This is a genomic window from bacterium (assembly GCA_020444325.1).
Lineage (GTDB): Bacteria > Bacteroidota > Ignavibacteria > SZUA-365 > SZUA-365 > BM516.
The window spans coordinates 154,972-172,009 of sequence record JAHLLD010000005.1 but is presented as its reverse complement, the minus strand read 5'-3'; the positions used below and the strand labels follow the sequence as shown (position 1 = coordinate 172,009).

The following is a 17,038-nucleotide window of genomic DNA, read 5'->3' as shown; positions in this document are numbered from 1 at the left end:
GCAAAACGGCAATCCTATGCTGCTGGCAAGCAATCAACGGGAACACCCGTCTTCGTCCTCGCTTCGCTCGACTACGCCGTGGCAAGCTGATCTTCGCCCGTCTTCGGAATATTTTTCCCTATCAGAAAATAAATCGCGCTCCCTTGAATAAATCCGTACCCCACGGGTATCATTAGGGAACGCCACAACAATCGCACTGTGAGAGCAGCAGAAAGAAATGAAGGCAACGAGAGGAAATGACGACGCAGTGATCCGGCGGATACAGTCCGGCGAGCGCGACGCCTACGCGGAACTCGTGCGGACGTACATGCAGCCGGCGTATTACTCGGCGCTGGCGCTGATGGGTTCGCATGACGAGGCGATGGACTGCTCACAGCAGGCGTTCATACGGGCGTGGACGGCGATACGGAAATTCGAGCCCGGCCGCAGTTTTTTCACCTGGTATTACCGCATCCTGCGCAATCTCTGCCTGAACCGTCTGCGCGACCGCGCCGCGCAGGCCGCACCGTTTTCCTCGATGACGCCGCTGTTCGACGTTGCCGACACTGCCGATGACCCTGCCGCCGCTGCGGATCGCTCCATGCTGCGGGAGGAAGTGCGCCGGTCCCTCGAGCGTCTGCGCGCCGAAGAACGTGAGATCATCGTACTACGTGATTTCGACGGCTACAGCTACGATGAGATTGCCGAACTGCTGGAAATCCCCCGCGGCACCGTGATGTCGCGCCTGTATTATGCACGCAAGCACCTGAAGGAAATGCTGGAGGATGTGATATGAAAGGAATGGAAACAGACCGCTTCCGCATGCTGATGATGAAGGCACTGGACGGAGAACTGGCCGGAAGCGAGCACTCGGAATTCGATAACTACCTTCGGGACGAAGAATGTCAACAGGAATGGATTGCATTCCGCAAGGTCAAGGAGGCCACCATGGATCTCAAACTCAGTGAAGCCGCTCCCGAGGTGTGGGACGGCTACTGGAAAGGCGTGTACAACCGCACCGAGCGCGGCATCGCCTGGCTGCTGTTCACCGCAGGCGCCCTGCTGCTCCTCGGCTACGGCGCGGTGGAATTCGTCGAGAAGCTCTGGCTGGATACCCAGGCACCGCTCATCGTCAAAATCGGTATTTTCACACTGGCAGGTGGAAGCTTCCTCCTGCTCTTCTCCGTCATCCGTGAGCGCTGGTTCACTTCCCGCCACGACAAATACAAAAAGGTGCAGCGATGATCGTCGTAACTTCATCCCAGATCGCAGGAAAAACCATTGTCAAAACCCTCGGCGTCGTCCGCGGCAACACCATCCGCGCCCGGCACATCGGCAAGGATATCCTTGCGGGATTCAAGACCATCGTCGGCGGTGAAATCCAGGAATACACAAAGCTCATGGGCGAATCGCGCGACCAGGCCATCGACCGCATGCTGGCCGATGCCGAATCGCTTGGCGCGAACGCCGTGGTGGATGTACGATTTGCGACGAGCTTCCTGATGCAGTCTGCGGCGGAGATTCTGGTGTACGGGACGGCCGTGGTAGTTGAGTAAGTGCGCTCAAGGGGAACACTGATTCTCACGGGTCGTACGGATTTTCGCGGAGGACAAATGGACCGCCTTCGTCCCGCTTCGCGGGACTTCGGCGGGTGAAGAAACATTTTCAATGAAACGCTAACAGCGTTCGGTTTTGGTTTAGGACGCGGTGTTGTAGATTGAGGGATGTTGTTGGATACATGAGAATGTGACGATGAAGCGTCCTTTGATTCTGGTTTCGAATGATGATGGGTATGACAGTCCGGGAATTTATGCGCTTGCGATGGCATTGCGGGCGATAGCGGATATCGTGGTGGTGGCGCCTGCGACGCAGCAGAGCGCGGTGGGACACGCGATCACGGTGCAAACGCCGCTGCGTGCGCGTCCCATACAGCGCGGCAGGCATTTCTCGGGATGGGCGGTGGAGGGGACTCCGGCCGACAGCGTGAAGCTGGGCGTGAGCACGCTGCTGAAGCGCAAACCCGACCTCGTCGTCTCCGGCATCAACCACGGGATGAATACTTCGGTCAACGTCATTTACTCGGGCACCGTCTCCGCCGCCACCGAAGGCGCGGTACTGGGCATTCCCGCCATCGCCTTTTCCCTCGCCTCGCATTCGCTCAAAGCCGACATGCGCGCCGCCGCCACGTTCGCGCGGAAGATGTCCGCCGAAGTCCTGAAAAACGGACTCCCCAAAGGCACACTGCTCAACGTCAACGTCCCCGCCGTTCCTCCCGACGAGATCCAGGGCGTGGCACTGACAAAGCAGGGACGCTCGTGGTGGGACGATGGCTTCGAAGCCCGTCGCGATCCCGTGGGACGCGACTACTACTGGCTGGTGGGCGAATACGTGTGGGACGAAACCCCCGACGTCGACGACGCCGCCCTGCGCAAAAACATGATCTCCGTCACTCCCCTCCACTACAGCCTCACCGACCACACCCTCTTCGAACAGATGAAAGACTGGAACATCTCCCGCCTCCACCGCAAACGGAAGAGCTGAGTCCGCGAAGCCTCTCCCACCGCACATTTCCCTGGCTTTCTTCGCTCACAGATTTACATCTGGTCGGGCCTAAATTTTCATTTGGTCGGATCGTTATTTACATCTGGACGGGCCAAAACTTTCATCTGGTCGACATAATAGTTACATTTAGTCGCTCCTGTTTCATATCCCCATCTTGGCGCCATGCAAAGCAGAGGTCCGTTTCCACGTTTCATACTACCCCGGCTGAAGGAGGCACTCAAGGATACTCCGGTTGTACTTATCCACGGTCCGCGACAGTGTGGGAAATCGACCCTGGTAAAAATGTATGGGGACGAGCTGGGATATCAGTATCTGACTTTTGATGACGAAAACATCCTCGCCTCGGCGGTGTCGGATCCCGTTGGATTCTGCAAGGAGTTGCCAGAGAAGGCGATCCTGGATGAGGTTCAGAGGGTCCCGAAGTTATTCCGGTCTATCAAGGAGATGATCGACAGCGATCGCAAACCCGGAAGATTAATGTTGACTGGATCCGCAAATGTTTTATTGCTCCCAGAACTGTCGGATTCTCTGGCAGGAAGGATGGAAGTACTGAGACTTGGACCGTTGGCGCAGGCGGAGATCATGCGCATGCGCTCAGCACCTTCATTTCTCGATGCGGTATTTGGTTTATCCCAATATGCAAAGCAGACACAGAGACAGGGGGACGATCTGTTGAGAAGAGTCGTCACCGGGGGCTTTCCCCCAGCTGTGCTTCGCTCATCTGAACATCGAAGGAGAGTCTGGCTCGAACAATACAGCGAGGCACTGGTGCAGAAGGATGTGAGGGATTTCTCTCGAATACGCTCGTTTGAAGTACTTCCTCGCTTGCTGGAGGTTGCAGCAGCGCAAACCGGCTCGTTATTCGTAAGCACAAACCTGGCTTCCCCGTTTGAACTCAGTCGCCCCACGATCCGAGAATATATCGCCGTACTTGAGGCGCTCTTTCTTCTGGAACTCATCCCCCCATGGCACAGCAACCGGCTCACACGGATGATAAAGACGCCGAAGCTACATATGGTTGATACAGGACTTGCATCAGCGATGCTTAGCACGAACCAGGAAAGTCTGCACGATGACCGTACCCTCTTCGGACATCTTCTCGAAACGTTTGCCTATCAGGAAATCCGACGCCTCGCGTCATTCTCTGAACATCGGCATCGTTTCTACCACTTCCGAGATAAGGACAAGAAGGAAGTCGATATCGTACTGGAACGAAGTGGCAATTTGCTCAGCGGAATCGAAGTGAAGGCTTCCTCAACAGTAGTGCCGAAGGATTTTCAGGGACTCACAAAACTCAGGGACGCAAGCGGTGAACGGTTCACCCAGGGAATAGTCCTGTATGATGGTGATACTGTACTATCTTTCGGTGACCGCCTTGTTGCCGTGCCCATCTCGGCATTGTGGTCGTGAGAGAGGGATTGGTAGCGAATTCAGCCATCACCGCTGACCGTCCAGCGGCAGAATCAACCCACCATCTCCCGCAACTCTTCCGCGCTCTGTTCGGGAGCGACGGTGTTGATGTAAATGCCGCTGCCCATTTCGAAGCCGGCGGGGGTGGAGATGCGCGGGACGATCACCATGTACCAGTGCAGGTAGCGTACGTCCTCATCGCCCACGGGTGAGGTGCGCAGCAGCATGTTGTAGCTCGGGCTGCCGAGACGGCGATGCAGCGCGCGGAGGGTGCGCGAAAGTGCCTGGGCCAGGGCGGGAATTTCGTGTTCGCCGGACCAGAAAAAGCAGGCGTTGTGCCGCTTCGGATAAATACGCAGCTCGTAGGGCGTGCGCGCGGCGAAGGGACAAAACACGGCGTAGTGCTCGTTCTCATAGACCATGCGCGTCGCCTGCCGGCGCTCTTCCTCCACCATGTCGCAGTACACGCAGGTGCCATAGCTGTCGTAATGCAGCGCTGCTTTCTGGAAGGGATCACGGATGTGCGGGGGAATGATGGGCGAAGCAATGATCTGTGTGTGGGGATGTTCGAGCGAGGTACCGGCGCGTGATCCGTAGTTGCGGAACAGCATGGCAATCGAAATGTTCGGCAGCCGGCTGATGGCCGCCAGGCGCAGGCGGTAGACGGCGATGAGTTCTTCCAGCTCGGACTGCGTGAGCGTCGCCAGCGTCGCATCGTGGCGGGGAGATTCGATGATCACCTCCGCGTGACCGTAGCTGTCGGATTTCAGAAATCGTCCTTCACTCTGCCGCTCCACAGAGCGATCCGGATACAGCGCGCTGTACTTGTTGCGCACCGAGCGGATGCTCCAGTCCTTCCCCTCCCCGATCTGCAGCAGCTCTTCCCCTGTCTCCTCCTCGTTTCCCACGCAGAAGGGACAATCCTCGCGATGCTGCGGCACATTTCCGTTATGATCATCGGGCGAGGAATAATCCCGAGGACGCTCCCCACGCTCTCCCGCAATAATCACCCACTCCTTCGTCGCCAGGTTCTGCCTGAATTCCGACATGCGGCCTCCGTCCAGTGCAACGTGTTCCGTTCGATAGCAATGTAGGAAGAAAGTGGCGCGGATGTTAGTCCTGCCAGAGTGAAATCGATTCAAAAGCATGTGAATACAGCGTCCGTTACCGGAAATCCCTATATTCCCAGTGATGAACAACTGAGAAGACGAGGGACGCACATGCTGGAACAATTCGAAGCATTGCTGACGGATATTGTCCGTGGTCAGCGGGAATTTCGCGGCCGTTGGATGCCGTATGGACAGGATGCATCGCTGGCGGTGGATACTGCGGCGCTGCGGCGCGGCATTGCGGCGCTGCAGGAGAAGCTGCAGGACAATTACCCGTTCTTTCATCCGATGTATGCGGGACAGATGCTCAAGCCGCCGCATGAAGCCGCGGTGCTGGGCTATCTCGCCGCCATGCTGATCAATCCGAACAATCATGCGCTGGACGGGGGTCCCGCCACCGGTCAGCTCGAAAAGGAACTCACCGCCGACCTGGCCCGGATGTTCGGCTACGCGGAGCATCTCGGTCATCTCACCAGCAGCGGCACCATTGCCAATCTCGAAGCGCTGTGGGTCGCACGGCGCGAACATCCCGGCAAGGCCGTGGCGTTCTCGGACCAGGCGCATTACACGCACAGCCGCATGTGCGAGGTACTCGGACTCCGCGGTGTGGAAGTGCCGACCGACAGCAGCGGACGCATGGATGCGGAGGCGCTGCACCAGCTCTGTCTCTCCGAGGATATCGGTACGGTGGTGGCGACGCTGGGAACGACAGGACTCGGTGCGCTCGATCCGCTTCCCCGCATTCTCGAACTCGGCGAGCGGCACGGCTTCCGCGTGCACGTAGATTCCGCTTACGGAGGCTTCTTCCGTCTCATCGCCGATGATGGCTCGGACGGCGTGGACGCCGCGGTGTTCGGCGCCATGGGCGAGGCCGACAGCATCGTGGTGGATCCGCACAAACATGGACTGCAGCCCTACGGCTGCGGCTGCGTGCTGTTCAAAGATCCTTCGGTGGGAAAGCACTATGTGCACGACTCGCCCTACACTTACTTCACTTCCGACGATCTGCATCTCGGGGAAATCAGTCTCGAGTGTTCGCGGGCCGGTGCCTCGGCCGCCGCACTTTGGCTGACGCTGCGCATGCTGCCGCTGGAAAGCCGGGCCGGACTCGGTGGCGTCCTTCGCCGCTGCCGCGAGGCCGCCCTGCACTGGAGCGAACTCATCCGCACCTCCGACCGCGTAGCCCTCGTGCTCGAACCCTCACTCGACATCGTCGTCTTCTTCCCTGACAACGGCGCACGCTCGTCCACCGCCATCTCCGACCGCAGCGATGCCCTCTTTGCCGCCACCATGGAAGACAAGGAAAACCCTCTCTACCTCAGCAAACTCCGCGTGAAATCCGGCCTCCTCAAATCCCGCTACCCCGACCTCAACGCCGACGCCGAATGGACCACAGTCCTTCGCAGCGTCCTCATGAAGCCGGAGCACGCAGACTGGGTGGAGCGCCTGCATGCGACGGTGGAAGAGCACTTATCGTAGCGCCGCTGGCGCGTTGTTTCCGCGGCGATCCGCTTCGCGGCTCTTGCGGAGTTATTGGCTCCATCGTCCCCACGCTCTGCGTGGGGACGCGCGCTTCGAACGCTCTGCGTTCATTGTGCCTCTTAATCGCCGCAGAGCGGCGAGAGGAAGACGTCCCCACGCAGAGCGTGGGGACGATGATTTGGTGAAAACAACGCCCCCGCATCGCGGGGGCCCTTCGACATTCCTTGCCTCCCGCTTCGACGAATCTTGCAAGTATGGAACTCCATCCGATGAGTCATCATCGAAAATGCGCCGGAATCGGCGTTTTTCGGTTTTGGCACGGTTGTGGTTTGCTTAGGGACAGAATCGCAAATACGCACCGAATCATTTTCAACAGGAGTTCATCATGAAACGCATTCTTTCCCTCGCAGCTCTCTTCGCTTTCGCACTCACGCTCACGGTCATCAACACGCAGGACACTTACGCCCAGGGCAAACCTGATGGCAAGGGCTTCGTCGACGCCAATGGCGACGGCTACAATGACAATGCCATGGACGATGACGGCGACGGCATCCCCAATGGTCGCGATGAAGATTACACCGGCACGGTCAGCGGACGCGGATTCGTCGACGCTGATGGCGACGGCATCAATGACAATGCACCGGACGCCGATGGCGATGGCATCCCCAACGGACAGGATCCTGACTACGTCCCTGGTTCCGGCACGGGTAACGTCGGTGAACGCGGTATGCGCGGTGGAAACGCCGGCGAAGGTAGCGGAACGGGCACGGGCGAATGTGACGAAACCGGTCCCAAAGGCAACGGCCGCCGGGGCAAGTAAGGCGCTCGGACTGAAGGTTACGCGACACCCCGGAGTTATCTCCGGGGTGTCTTCGTTTGGTACTGAGCGTCTTTGTCCATCGTCCCCACGCTCTGCGTGGGGACGCGCGCTTCGAACGCTCTGCGTTCATTGTGCTTCTTAATCGCCGCAGAGCGGCGGGAGGAAGACGTCCCCACGCGGAGCGTGGGGACGATGAGTGACTTTCACTGGGAACATGTCACAGCAACCATGTGTCTTTCCGATACTATGATTTGAAAGCCATCTGCAAATTTGATACAATGCTTCCGACATGATATCGGGGTTTTCATGCGCATTGCTTTTGTGATTGTTTTTGCTGTTTTCCAGCTGTGCATTCCGTGCACTCAGCTGCAAGCCCAGCTGAATCCTGCGCAGGACAGAGGTACAGGGTACGCGCCTTCCGCCATGCCGGATATCCCGAAACACCATATCGAACTCTACGACGAAGTTGTTCATGGGGAGCATCCGGGATTTGCGCGGTGGTTCTGCAAGCTGGGAGATGTCAACGATGATGGATTCGACGATTTCGCTGTTTCGGCGTCGCTCGATACGACATTCATCTTCTTTGGTGGGGATCCGCTGGACCATGACCCCGCGATCATTCTCCCCGGTGGCTCCACGGGACTCGCGTCCGGGGATTTCAACGGAGATGGACGAATCGACATTGCTACCGGCGTAGGCTGGAGAGACAAGGTCTACAATGCGGACTACCGGGGTCGCGTGCGTCTGTTCTTCCGCCATCCGAATCCGCCGTATTTCAATTTTGAACCTGACATGGAGCTGCGCGGACCGGATTCCAGCGGATGGGGGTGCTTTGATTTCGAGGATGAGCAGCGCAGCGCGATTCAGACTCTCGACTTCAACGGGGATGGATATACGGACCTGTTGTTCAAGGTTCTTGACACATCCCTTCCATCGAGAGCAAAACTCGTCCTGCTGTACGGTGGCAAGCTCCTGGACGATCAGGCTGATCTGGAGTTCTACGCGAGAAAACGTGGGATCGGCTTCCACGCGATTGCACATACGATGATGACCGGGGATCTCGATGGCAACGGTTGTGATGATATTCTGTGTTATGGTTTCTACGACGCAACTGAGCAGCGGACAGCCGAATACTGGGATTATTACCCCGGGAACAATGCTGATCTTACCGGCATCGGCCGGACGCTACACGCAGATTCCGGATGGAGCCCGAGTAAGTTTTTCTCCCACATCATGGATATCGATCTGGATGGCTACGACGACATCATTGATCAGGCTGTTCGCACTTCCTATGGTGATGTCCTCGTTTTTCACGGATCAGCACAGCTGCCGCAGCATCCCGTCCCTGATGATTCCATTCCCAACTATAGACCTGAATTCGGAGGGGATATTCGTCCTCGTGTGATATGTCCAGTCGGAGACATGAATGGTGACGGGACGAGAGATATCTTGATTGGATGGGCAACCTATTTCATCTCCTTGGGCACATTGTATTACCTCTATCCTATGACCCCGTGGGGACTGGTGCGAGAGCCTATTGGCTACTTCGGCACAATACCTGATGAAGATTGGGTAGAACCAGGCGCTCACGATGCAGGAGATGTGAATGGGGATGGCTATGACGATGTAATCACACTCGGGCGCGGCGGAGGAGTAGAGAACAAAGCGGACCACAGGTTTCAGATTTATCTCGGCTCGTCGGATATGTTGACGGATGTGGAAACACCCTTCGTTCCCTCGCGCGACGCCTTCCAGATCTATCCCAACCCCGTTCCACCCAGCACCCGCCAACTCACCATCGGATTGAAGAACTCAGGTTCTGGTCCAGCGACCATCCATTTGCGGAATGTACTTGGACAGACTGTGCTGCGAAAGGACATCGAAATCAGCAAGCCGGATCAGTTGATTCAGATTTCATTCCCTGAACTACGCGCAGGCTACTACCATGTGAGCGTTGCGCATGGGGACAGGATTGAGGGACGAGGTATTATTGTACGATGAGGGCCGCATGCAGATAAACTTCAACATAGTAGTACTCAACAGGCAATTTGCGTATGCCGTGGGCCGACTGCTCATGCTCTCGATAATCGTTGGGTCGGCGGCTTTCGCGCAGAACAGAGGTACAGGGTACGCGCCTTCCGCCATGCCGGATATCCCGAAACACCATATCGAACTCTACGACGAAGTTGTTCATGGGGAGCATCCGGGATTTGCGCGGTGGTTCTGCAAGCTGGGAGATGTCAATGACGATGGATACGACGATTTCGCTGTCTCGGCGTCGCTCGATACGACATTCATCTTCTTCGGTGGGGATCCGCTGGACCATGACCCCGCAATCATTCTTCCGGGTGGCTCCACAGGACTCGCTTCCGGGGATTTCAACGGAGACGGACGAATCGACATTGCCACCGGCGTAGGCTGGAGAGACAAGGTCTACAATGCGGACTACCGGGGTCGCGTGCGTCTGTTCTTCCGCCATCCGAATCCGCCGTATTTCAATTTTGAACCTGACATGGAGCTGCGCGGACCGGATTCCAGCGGATGGGGGTGCTTTGATTTCGAGGATGAGCAGCGCAGCGCGATTCAGACTCTCGACTTCAACGGGGATGGATATACGGACCTGTTGTTCAAGGTTCTTGACACATCCCTTCCATCGAGAGCAAAACTCGTCCTGCTGTACGGTGGCAAGCTCCTGGACGATCAGGCTGATCTGGAGTTCTACGCGAGAAAACGTGGGATCGGCTTCCACGCGATTGCACATACGATGATGACCGGGGATCTCGATGGCAACGGTTGTGATGATATTCTGTGTTATGGTTTCTACGACGCAACTGAGCAGCGGACAGCCGAATACTGGGATTATTACCCCGGGAACAATGCTGATCTTACCGGCATCGGCCGGACGCTACACGCAGATTCCGGATGGAGCCCGAGTAAGTTTTTCTCCCACATCATGGATATCGATCTGGATGGCTACGACGACATCATTGATCAGGCTGTTCGCACTTCCTATGGTGATGTCCTCGTTTTTCACGGATCAGCACAGCTGCCGCAGCATCCCGTCCCTGATGATTCCATTCCCAACTATAGACCTGAATTCGGAGGGGATATTCGTCCTCGTGTGATATGTCCAGTCGGAGACATGAATGGTGACGGGACGAGAGATATCTTGATTGGATGGGCAACCTATTTCATCTCCTTGGGCACATTGTATTACCTCTATCCTATGACCCCGTGGGGACTGGTGCGAGAGCCTATTGGCTACTTCGGCACAATACCTGATGAAGATTGGGTAGAACCAGGCGCTCACGATGCAGGAGATGTGAATGGGGATGGCTATGACGATGTAATCACACTCGGGCGCGGCGGAGGAGTAGAGAACAAAGCGGACCACAGGTTTCAGATTTATCTCGGCTCGTCGGATATGTTGACGGATGTGGAAACACCCTTCGTTCCCTCGCGCGACGCCTTCCAGATCTATCCCAACCCCGTTCCACCCAGCACCCGCCAACTCACCATCGGATTGAAAGACTCAGGTTCTGGTCCAGCGACCATTCTATTGCGAAATATCCTTGGACAAACTGTGCTGCGAAAGGACATCGAAATCAGCAAGCCGGATCCGTTGATTCAGATTTCATTCCCTGAACTACGCGCAGGTTACTACCATGTGAGCGTTGCGCATGGGGACAGGATTGAGGGAAGAGGAATTATTGTACGATGAGGGCCGCATGCAGATAAACTTCAACATCGTAGTGGTCAGCAGGCAATTTGCGTATGCCGTAGGCCTACTGCTCATGCTCTCGATAATCGTTGGGTCGGCGGCCTTCGCGCAGGACAGAGGTACAGGGTACGCGCCTTCCGCCATGCCGGACATCCCGAAACACCATATCGAACTCTACGACGAGGTTGTTCATGGGGAGCATCCGGGATTTGCGCGGTGGTTCTGCAAGCTGGGCGATGTCAACGACGATGGGTACGACGATTTCGCTGTCTCGGCGTCGCTCGATACAACATTCATTTTCTTTGGAGGGGATCCGCTGGACCATGACCCCGCGATCATTCTTCCGGGTGGCTCCACAGGACTCGCGTCCGGGGATTTTAATGGAGACGGACGAATCGACATTGCTACCGGCGTAGGCTGGAGAGACAAGGTCTACAATGCGGACTACCGGGGTCGCGTGCGTCTGTTCTTCCGCCATCCGAATCCGCCGTATTTCAATTTTGAACCTGACATGGAGCTGCGCGGACCGGATTCCAGCGGATGGGGGTGCTTTGATTTCGAGGATGAGCAGCGCAGCGCGATTCAGACTCTCGACTTCAACGGGGATGGATATACGGACCTGTTGTTCAAGGTTCTTGACACATCCCTTCCATCGAGAGCAAAACTCGTCCTGCTGTACGGTGGCAAGCTCCTGGACGATCAGGCTGATCTGGAGTTCTACGCGAGAAAACGTGGGATCGGCTTCCACGCGATTGCACATACGATGATGACCGGGGATCTCGATGGCAACGGTTGTGATGATATTCTGTGTTATGGTTTCTACGACGCAACTGAGCAGCGGACAGCCGAATACTGGGATTATTACCCCGGGAACAATGCTGATCTTACCGGCATCGGCCGGACGCTACACGCAGATTCCGGATGGAGCCCGAGTAAGTTTTTCTCCCACATCATGGATATCGATCTGGATGGCTACGACGATATCATTGATCAGGCAGTCCACAAGACATATGGTGACGTCCTCGTTTTTCACGGAACTGCTGATTTACCGCAGCATCCCGAGCCGAATGATTCCATTCCCAACTATACACCTGAATTCGGAGGTGATATTCAGCCGCGTGTCATATGCCCGGTTGGAGACATGAATGGTGACGGGACGAGAGATCTACTCATCGGATGGGCTACATATTTTATATCTACTGGCACATTATACTATCTCTATCCAATGACCCCGTGGGGCCTGGTGCGGGAGCCAATCGGCTACTTCGGCACGATACCTGATGAAGACAGGGTGGTACCTGGAGCACATGATGCCGGGGATGTAAACGGAGATGGGTATGATGATGTAATTACACTTGGGCGTGGAAGGGGTGTGGAATCACATAAAAATTATAAATTCCAGATTTATCTCGGCTCGTCGGATATGTTGACGGATGTGGAAACACCCCTCGTTCCCTCGCGCGACGCCTTCCATATCTATCCCAACCCCGTTCCACCCAGCACCCGCCAACTCACCATCGGATTGAAAGACTCAGGTTCTGGTCCAGCGACCATTCTATTGCGAAATATCCTTGGACAAACTGTGCTGCGAAAGGACATCGAAATCAGCAAGCCGGATCCGTTGATTCAGATTTCATTCCCTGAACTACGCGCAGGCTACTACCATGTGAGCGTTGCGCATGGGGACAGGATTGAGGGACGCGGGATAATCGTGAGGTAGCGCGGGAGCGTCGCTGTCGCGACGCGCGGGAGTTCGCTGCGCTCACGCGGGAGTTCTCCCGCGAAGCGGGACGTTGTAGCGTCGCCATCGTCCCCACGCTCTGCGTGGGGACGCGCGCTTCGAACGCTCTGCGTTCATTGTGCCTCTTAGTCGCCGCAGAGCGGCGAGTTGAAAACGTCCCCACGCAGAGCGTGGGGACGATGATGTAGCGGTATTCTTCAAGCGCGCTGAAGGCGCGATGACTCTGCGAAGTCATGCGAAGCAGGACGAAGCAGAAACACCTTCTCCGCGCAGCGGAGAAAAGAACTCCGCGAGACCTGCGTAGCAGGTGGAGTGGAAACAACGCCCCCGCAAAGCGCGGGACTTTTCGTTGGGAACAGACCATCACGGCCAAGTGTCTTTCCGGTACGCAGGGTTGACCTGCTGCCGCAAATTTGATACAATGCTTCCGACATGATATCGGGGTTTTCATGCGCATTGCTTTTGTGATTGTTTTTGCTGTTTTCCAGCTGTGCATTCCGTGCACTCAGCTGCAAGCCCAGCTGAATCCTGCGCAGGACAGAGGTACAGGGTACGCGCCTTCCGCCATGCCGGATATCCCGAAACACCATATCGAACTCTACGACGAAGTTGTTCATGGGGAGCATCCGGGATTTGCGCGGTGGTTCTGCAAGCTGGGAGATGTCAACGATGATGGATTCGACGATTTCGCTGTTTCGGCGTCGCTCGATACGACATTCATCTTCTTTGGTGGGGATCCGCTGGACCATGACCCCGCGATCATTCTCCCCGGTGGCTCCACGGGACTCGCGTCCGGGGATTTCAACGGAGATGGACGAATCGACATTGCTACCGGCGTAGGCTGGAGAGACAAGGTCTACAATGCGGACTACCGGGGTCGCGTGCGTCTGTTCTTCCGCCATCCGAATCCGCCGTATTTCAATTTTGAACCTGACATGGAGCTGCGCGGACCGGATTCCAGCGGATGGGGGTGCTTTGATTTCGAGGATGAGCAGCGCAGCGCGATTCAGACTCTCGACTTCAACGGGGATGGATATACGGACCTGTTGTTCAAGGTTCTTGACACATCCCTTCCATCGAGAGCAAAACTCGTCCTGCTGTACGGTGGCAAGCTCCTGGACGATCAGGCTGATCTGGAGTTCTACGCGAGAAAACGTGGGATCGGCTTCCACGCGATTGCACATACGATGATGACCGGGGATCTCGATGGCAACGGTTGTGATGATATTCTGTGTTATGGTTTCTACGACGCAACTGAGCAGCGGACAGCCGAATACTGGGATTATTACCCCGGGAACAATGCTGATCTTACCGGCATCGGCCGGACGCTACACGCAGATTCCGGATGGAGCCCGAGTAAGTTTTTCTCCCACATCATGGATATCGATCTGGATGGCTACGACGACATCATTGATCAGGCTGTTCGCACTTCCTATGGTGATGTCCTCGTTTTTCACGGATCGGCGCAGTTGCCCCAGCATCCCGTCCCTGATGATTCCATACCAAATTACACTCCGGAATTTGGAGGGGATATTCGTCCTCGTGTGATATGTCCAGTAGGAGACATGAATGGCGACGGAACGAGAGATCTACTTATAGGATGGGCTACGTATTTCATATCTTTGGGCACGTTGTACTATCTCTATCCAATGACCCCGTGGGGATTGGTTCGAGAGCCCATCGGCTACTTCGGTACGATACCCGATGAAGACAGGGTCGTTCCTGGAGCTCACGATGCAGGAGATGTGAATGGGGATGGATATGACGATGTAATCACACTCGGGCGCGGCGGAGGAGTAGAGAACAAAGCGGACCACAGGTTTCAGATTTATCTCGGCTCGTCGGATATGTTGACGGATGTGGAAACACCCTTCGTTCCCTCGCGCGACGCCTTCCAGATCTATCCCAACCCCGTTCCACCCAGCACCCGCCAACTCACCATCGGATTGAAGAACTCAGGTTCTGGTCCAGCGACCATCCATTTGCGGAATGTACTTGGACAGACTGTGCTGCGAAAGGACATCGAAATCAGCAAGCCGGATCAGTTGATTCAGATTTCATTCCCTGAACTACGCGCAGGTTACTACCATGTGAGCGTTGCGCATGGGGACAGGATTGAGGGAAGAGGAATTATTGTACGATGAGGGCCGCATGCAGATAAACTTCAACATCGTAGTGGTCAGCAGGCAATTTGCGTATGCCGTAGGCCTACTGCTCATGCTCTCGATAATCGTTGGGTCGGCGGCCTTCGCGCAGGACAGAGGTACAGGGTACGCGCCTTCCGCCATGCCGGACATCCCGAAACACCAAATCGAACTCTACGACGAGGTTGTTCATGGGGAGCATCCAGGATTTGCACGGTGGTTCTGCAAGCTGGGAGATATCAATGACGATGGGTACGACGATTTCGCTGTTTCGGCGTCGCTCGATACGACATTCATCTTCTTTGGTGGGGATCCGCTGGACCATGACCCCGCGATCATTCTCCCCGGTGGCTCCACGGGACTCGCGTCCGGGGATTTCAACGGAGATGGACGAATCGACATTGCTACCGGCGTAGGCTGGAGAGACAAGGTCTACAATGCGGACTACCGGGGTCGCGTGCGTCTGTTCTTCCGCCATCCGAATCCGCCGTATTTCAATTTTGAACCTGACATGGAGCTGCGCGGACCGGATTCCAGCGGATGGGGGTGCTTTGATTTCGAGGATGAGCAGCGCAGCGCGATTCAGACTCTCGACTTCAACGGGGATGGATATACGGACCTGTTGTTCAAGGTTCTTGACACATCCCTTCCATCGAGAGCAAAACTCGTCCTGCTGTACGGTGGCAAGCTCCTGGACGATCAGGCTGATCTGGAGTTCTACGCGAGAAAACGTGGGATCGGCTTCCACGCGATTGCACATACGATGATGACCGGGGATCTCGATGGCAACGGTTGTGATGATATTCTGTGTTATGGTTTCTACGACGCAACTGAGCAGCGGACAGCCGAATACTGGGATTATTACCCCGGGAACAATGCTGATCTTACCGGCATCGGCCGGACGCTACACGCAGATTCCGGATGGAGCCCGAGTAAGTTTTTCTCCCACATCATGGATATCGATCTGGATGGCTACGACGACATCATTGATCAGGCTGTTCGCACTTCCTATGGTGATGTCCTCGTTTTTCACGGATCAGCACAGCTGCCGCAGCATCCCGTCCCTGATGATTCCATTCCCAACTATAGACCTGAATTCGGAGGGGATATTCGTCCTCGTGTGATATGTCCAGTCGGAGACATGAATGGTGACGGGACGAGAGATATCTTGATTGGATGGGCAACCTATTTCATCTCCTTGGGCACATTGTATTACCTCTATCCTATGACCCCGTGGGGACTGGTGCGAGAGCCTATTGGCTACTTCGGCACAATACCTGATGAAGATTGGGTAGAACCAGGCGCTCACGATGCAGGAGATGTGAATGGGGATGGCTATGACGATGTAATCACACTCGGGCGCGGCGGAGGAGTAGAGAACAAAGCGGACCACAGGTTTCAGATTTATCTCGGCTCGTCGGATATGTTGACGGATGTGGAAACACCCTTCGTTCCCTCGCGCGACGCCTTCCAGATCTATCCCAACCCCGTTCCACCCAGCACCCGCCAACTCACCATCGGATTGAAGAACTCAGGTTCTGGTCCAGCGACCATCCATTTGCGGAATGTACTTGGACAGACTGTGCTGCGAAAGGACATCGAAATCAGCAAGCCGGATCCGTTGATTCAGATTTCATTCCCTGAACTACGCGCAGGCTACTACCATGTGAGCGTTGCGCATGGGGACAGCATTGAGGGACGCGGGATTATCGTGAGGTAGCGCCTTCGGCGCGTTGTTTCCGCGGCGATCCGCTTCCGCCGTCGTTCTCGCTTCGCTCGAACTGTGGCGGACAGGTCGCGGAGTTTTTGGCTGCGCCGTTTTTTCCACCGCGTCCCGCTTCGCGGGACTTGTGGAGTTCTTGCCCCTTCGGGGCGTTTTGATTGTCAAATGCGCGCCGAAGGCGCGATGACTCTGCGAAGTCATGCGAAGCAGGACGAAGCAGAAACACCTTCTCCGCGCAGCGGAGAAAAAAACTCCACGAGACCTGCGTAGCGGGTCGAGTGGAAACAACTTCCCCCGCGAAGCGGGGGACCCCCTCGACATTCCTTGCCTCCCCCTTCGACGAATCT

General features: G+C 56.0%; 13 protein-coding genes. 12 read left to right on the top strand and 1 reads right to left on the bottom strand.

The window, feature by feature from the left end; all coding sequences use genetic code 11:
• Nucleotides 1–217: 217 nt before the first annotated feature.
• The 5 genes from KQI65_08845 (at nucleotide 218) to KQI65_08825 (ending at nucleotide 3,951) form a co-directional block, all read left to right on the top strand.
• On the top strand, nucleotides 218–775 hold the full coding sequence (locus KQI65_08845) for a sigma-70 family RNA polymerase sigma factor (protein ID MCB2204845.1): 558 nt from the start codon (nucleotides 218–220) through the stop codon (nucleotides 773–775).
• Nucleotides 772–1,224, top strand: coding sequence for a hypothetical protein (locus tag KQI65_08840; protein ID MCB2204844.1), 453 nt, complete (start codon nucleotides 772–774; stop codon nucleotides 1,222–1,224). Before KQI65_08845 ends, KQI65_08840 begins: the two co-directional genes overlap by 4 nt.
• Nucleotides 1,221–1,535: a YbjQ family protein gene (locus tag KQI65_08835; GenBank protein ID MCB2204843.1), complete on the top strand. Its 315-nt coding sequence runs from the start codon at nucleotides 1,221–1,223 to the stop codon at nucleotides 1,533–1,535. Before KQI65_08840 ends, KQI65_08835 begins: the two co-directional genes overlap by 4 nt.
• Nucleotides 1,536–1,731: 196 nt before the next feature.
• Entirely contained in the window at nucleotides 1,732–2,520 is a 789-nt protein-coding gene (gene surE / locus KQI65_08830; GenBank protein ID MCB2204842.1) for a 5'/3'-nucleotidase SurE, read from the top strand.
• Between the two features lie 183 nt (nucleotides 2,521–2,703).
• On the top strand, nucleotides 2,704–3,951 hold the full coding sequence (locus KQI65_08825) for an ATP-binding protein (GenBank protein MCB2204841.1): 1,248 nt from the start codon (nucleotides 2,704–2,706) through the stop codon (nucleotides 3,949–3,951).
• A gap of 53 nt (nucleotides 3,952–4,004) precedes the next feature.
• Here the strand turns inward: KQI65_08825 and galT are convergent, their stop codons facing one another.
• Nucleotides 4,005–5,000, bottom strand: a complete 996-nt coding sequence (gene galT, locus KQI65_08820) for a galactose-1-phosphate uridylyltransferase (GenBank protein MCB2204840.1) — start codon at nucleotides 4,998–5,000, stop codon at nucleotides 4,005–4,007.
• A 240-nt stretch (nucleotides 5,001–5,240) separates the two neighbouring features.
• On the opposite strand from galT, the gene KQI65_08815 reads away from it, so the two are divergent.
• The 7 genes from KQI65_08815 to KQI65_08785 all read left to right on the top strand — a co-directional run bounded on the left by KQI65_08815 (nucleotide 5,241) and on the right by KQI65_08785 (nucleotide 16,688).
• On the top strand, nucleotides 5,241–6,539 hold the full coding sequence (locus KQI65_08815; protein ID MCB2204839.1) for an aminotransferase class I/II-fold pyridoxal phosphate-dependent enzyme: 1,299 nt from the start codon (nucleotides 5,241–5,243) through the stop codon (nucleotides 6,537–6,539).
• Nucleotides 6,540–6,927: 388 nt separating this feature from the next.
• Nucleotides 6,928–7,362, top strand: a complete 435-nt coding sequence (locus KQI65_08810; GenBank protein MCB2204838.1) for a hypothetical protein — start codon at nucleotides 6,928–6,930, stop codon at nucleotides 7,360–7,362.
• Nucleotides 7,363–7,668: 306 nt separating this feature from the next.
• Nucleotides 7,669–9,363, top strand: coding sequence for a T9SS type A sorting domain-containing protein (locus KQI65_08805; GenBank protein MCB2204837.1), 1,695 nt, complete (start codon nucleotides 7,669–7,671; stop codon nucleotides 9,361–9,363).
• Nucleotides 9,323–11,083 (top strand): T9SS type A sorting domain-containing protein, encoded by a 1,761-nt coding sequence (locus KQI65_08800; protein ID MCB2204836.1) that lies wholly within the window; start codon nucleotides 9,323–9,325, stop codon nucleotides 11,081–11,083. Before KQI65_08805 ends, KQI65_08800 begins: the two co-directional genes overlap by 41 nt.
• A complete protein-coding gene (locus KQI65_08795) occupies nucleotides 11,043–12,803 on the top strand; it encodes a T9SS type A sorting domain-containing protein (protein MCB2204835.1) in 1,761 nt (586 codons plus the stop codon). The genes KQI65_08800 and KQI65_08795 overlap by 41 nt, the downstream gene beginning before the upstream one ends.
• A 470-nt stretch (nucleotides 12,804–13,273) precedes the next feature.
• Nucleotides 13,274–14,968, top strand: coding sequence for a T9SS type A sorting domain-containing protein (locus tag KQI65_08790; GenBank protein ID MCB2204834.1), 1,695 nt, complete (start codon nucleotides 13,274–13,276; stop codon nucleotides 14,966–14,968).
• Nucleotides 14,928–16,688 carry a T9SS type A sorting domain-containing protein gene (locus KQI65_08785; GenBank protein ID MCB2204833.1) on the top strand — a complete coding sequence of 587 codons (1,761 nt, stop codon included), beginning with the start codon at nucleotides 14,928–14,930 and terminating at the stop codon, nucleotides 16,686–16,688. Before KQI65_08790 ends, KQI65_08785 begins: the two co-directional genes overlap by 41 nt.
• Nucleotides 16,689–17,038: the final 350 nt, after the last annotated feature.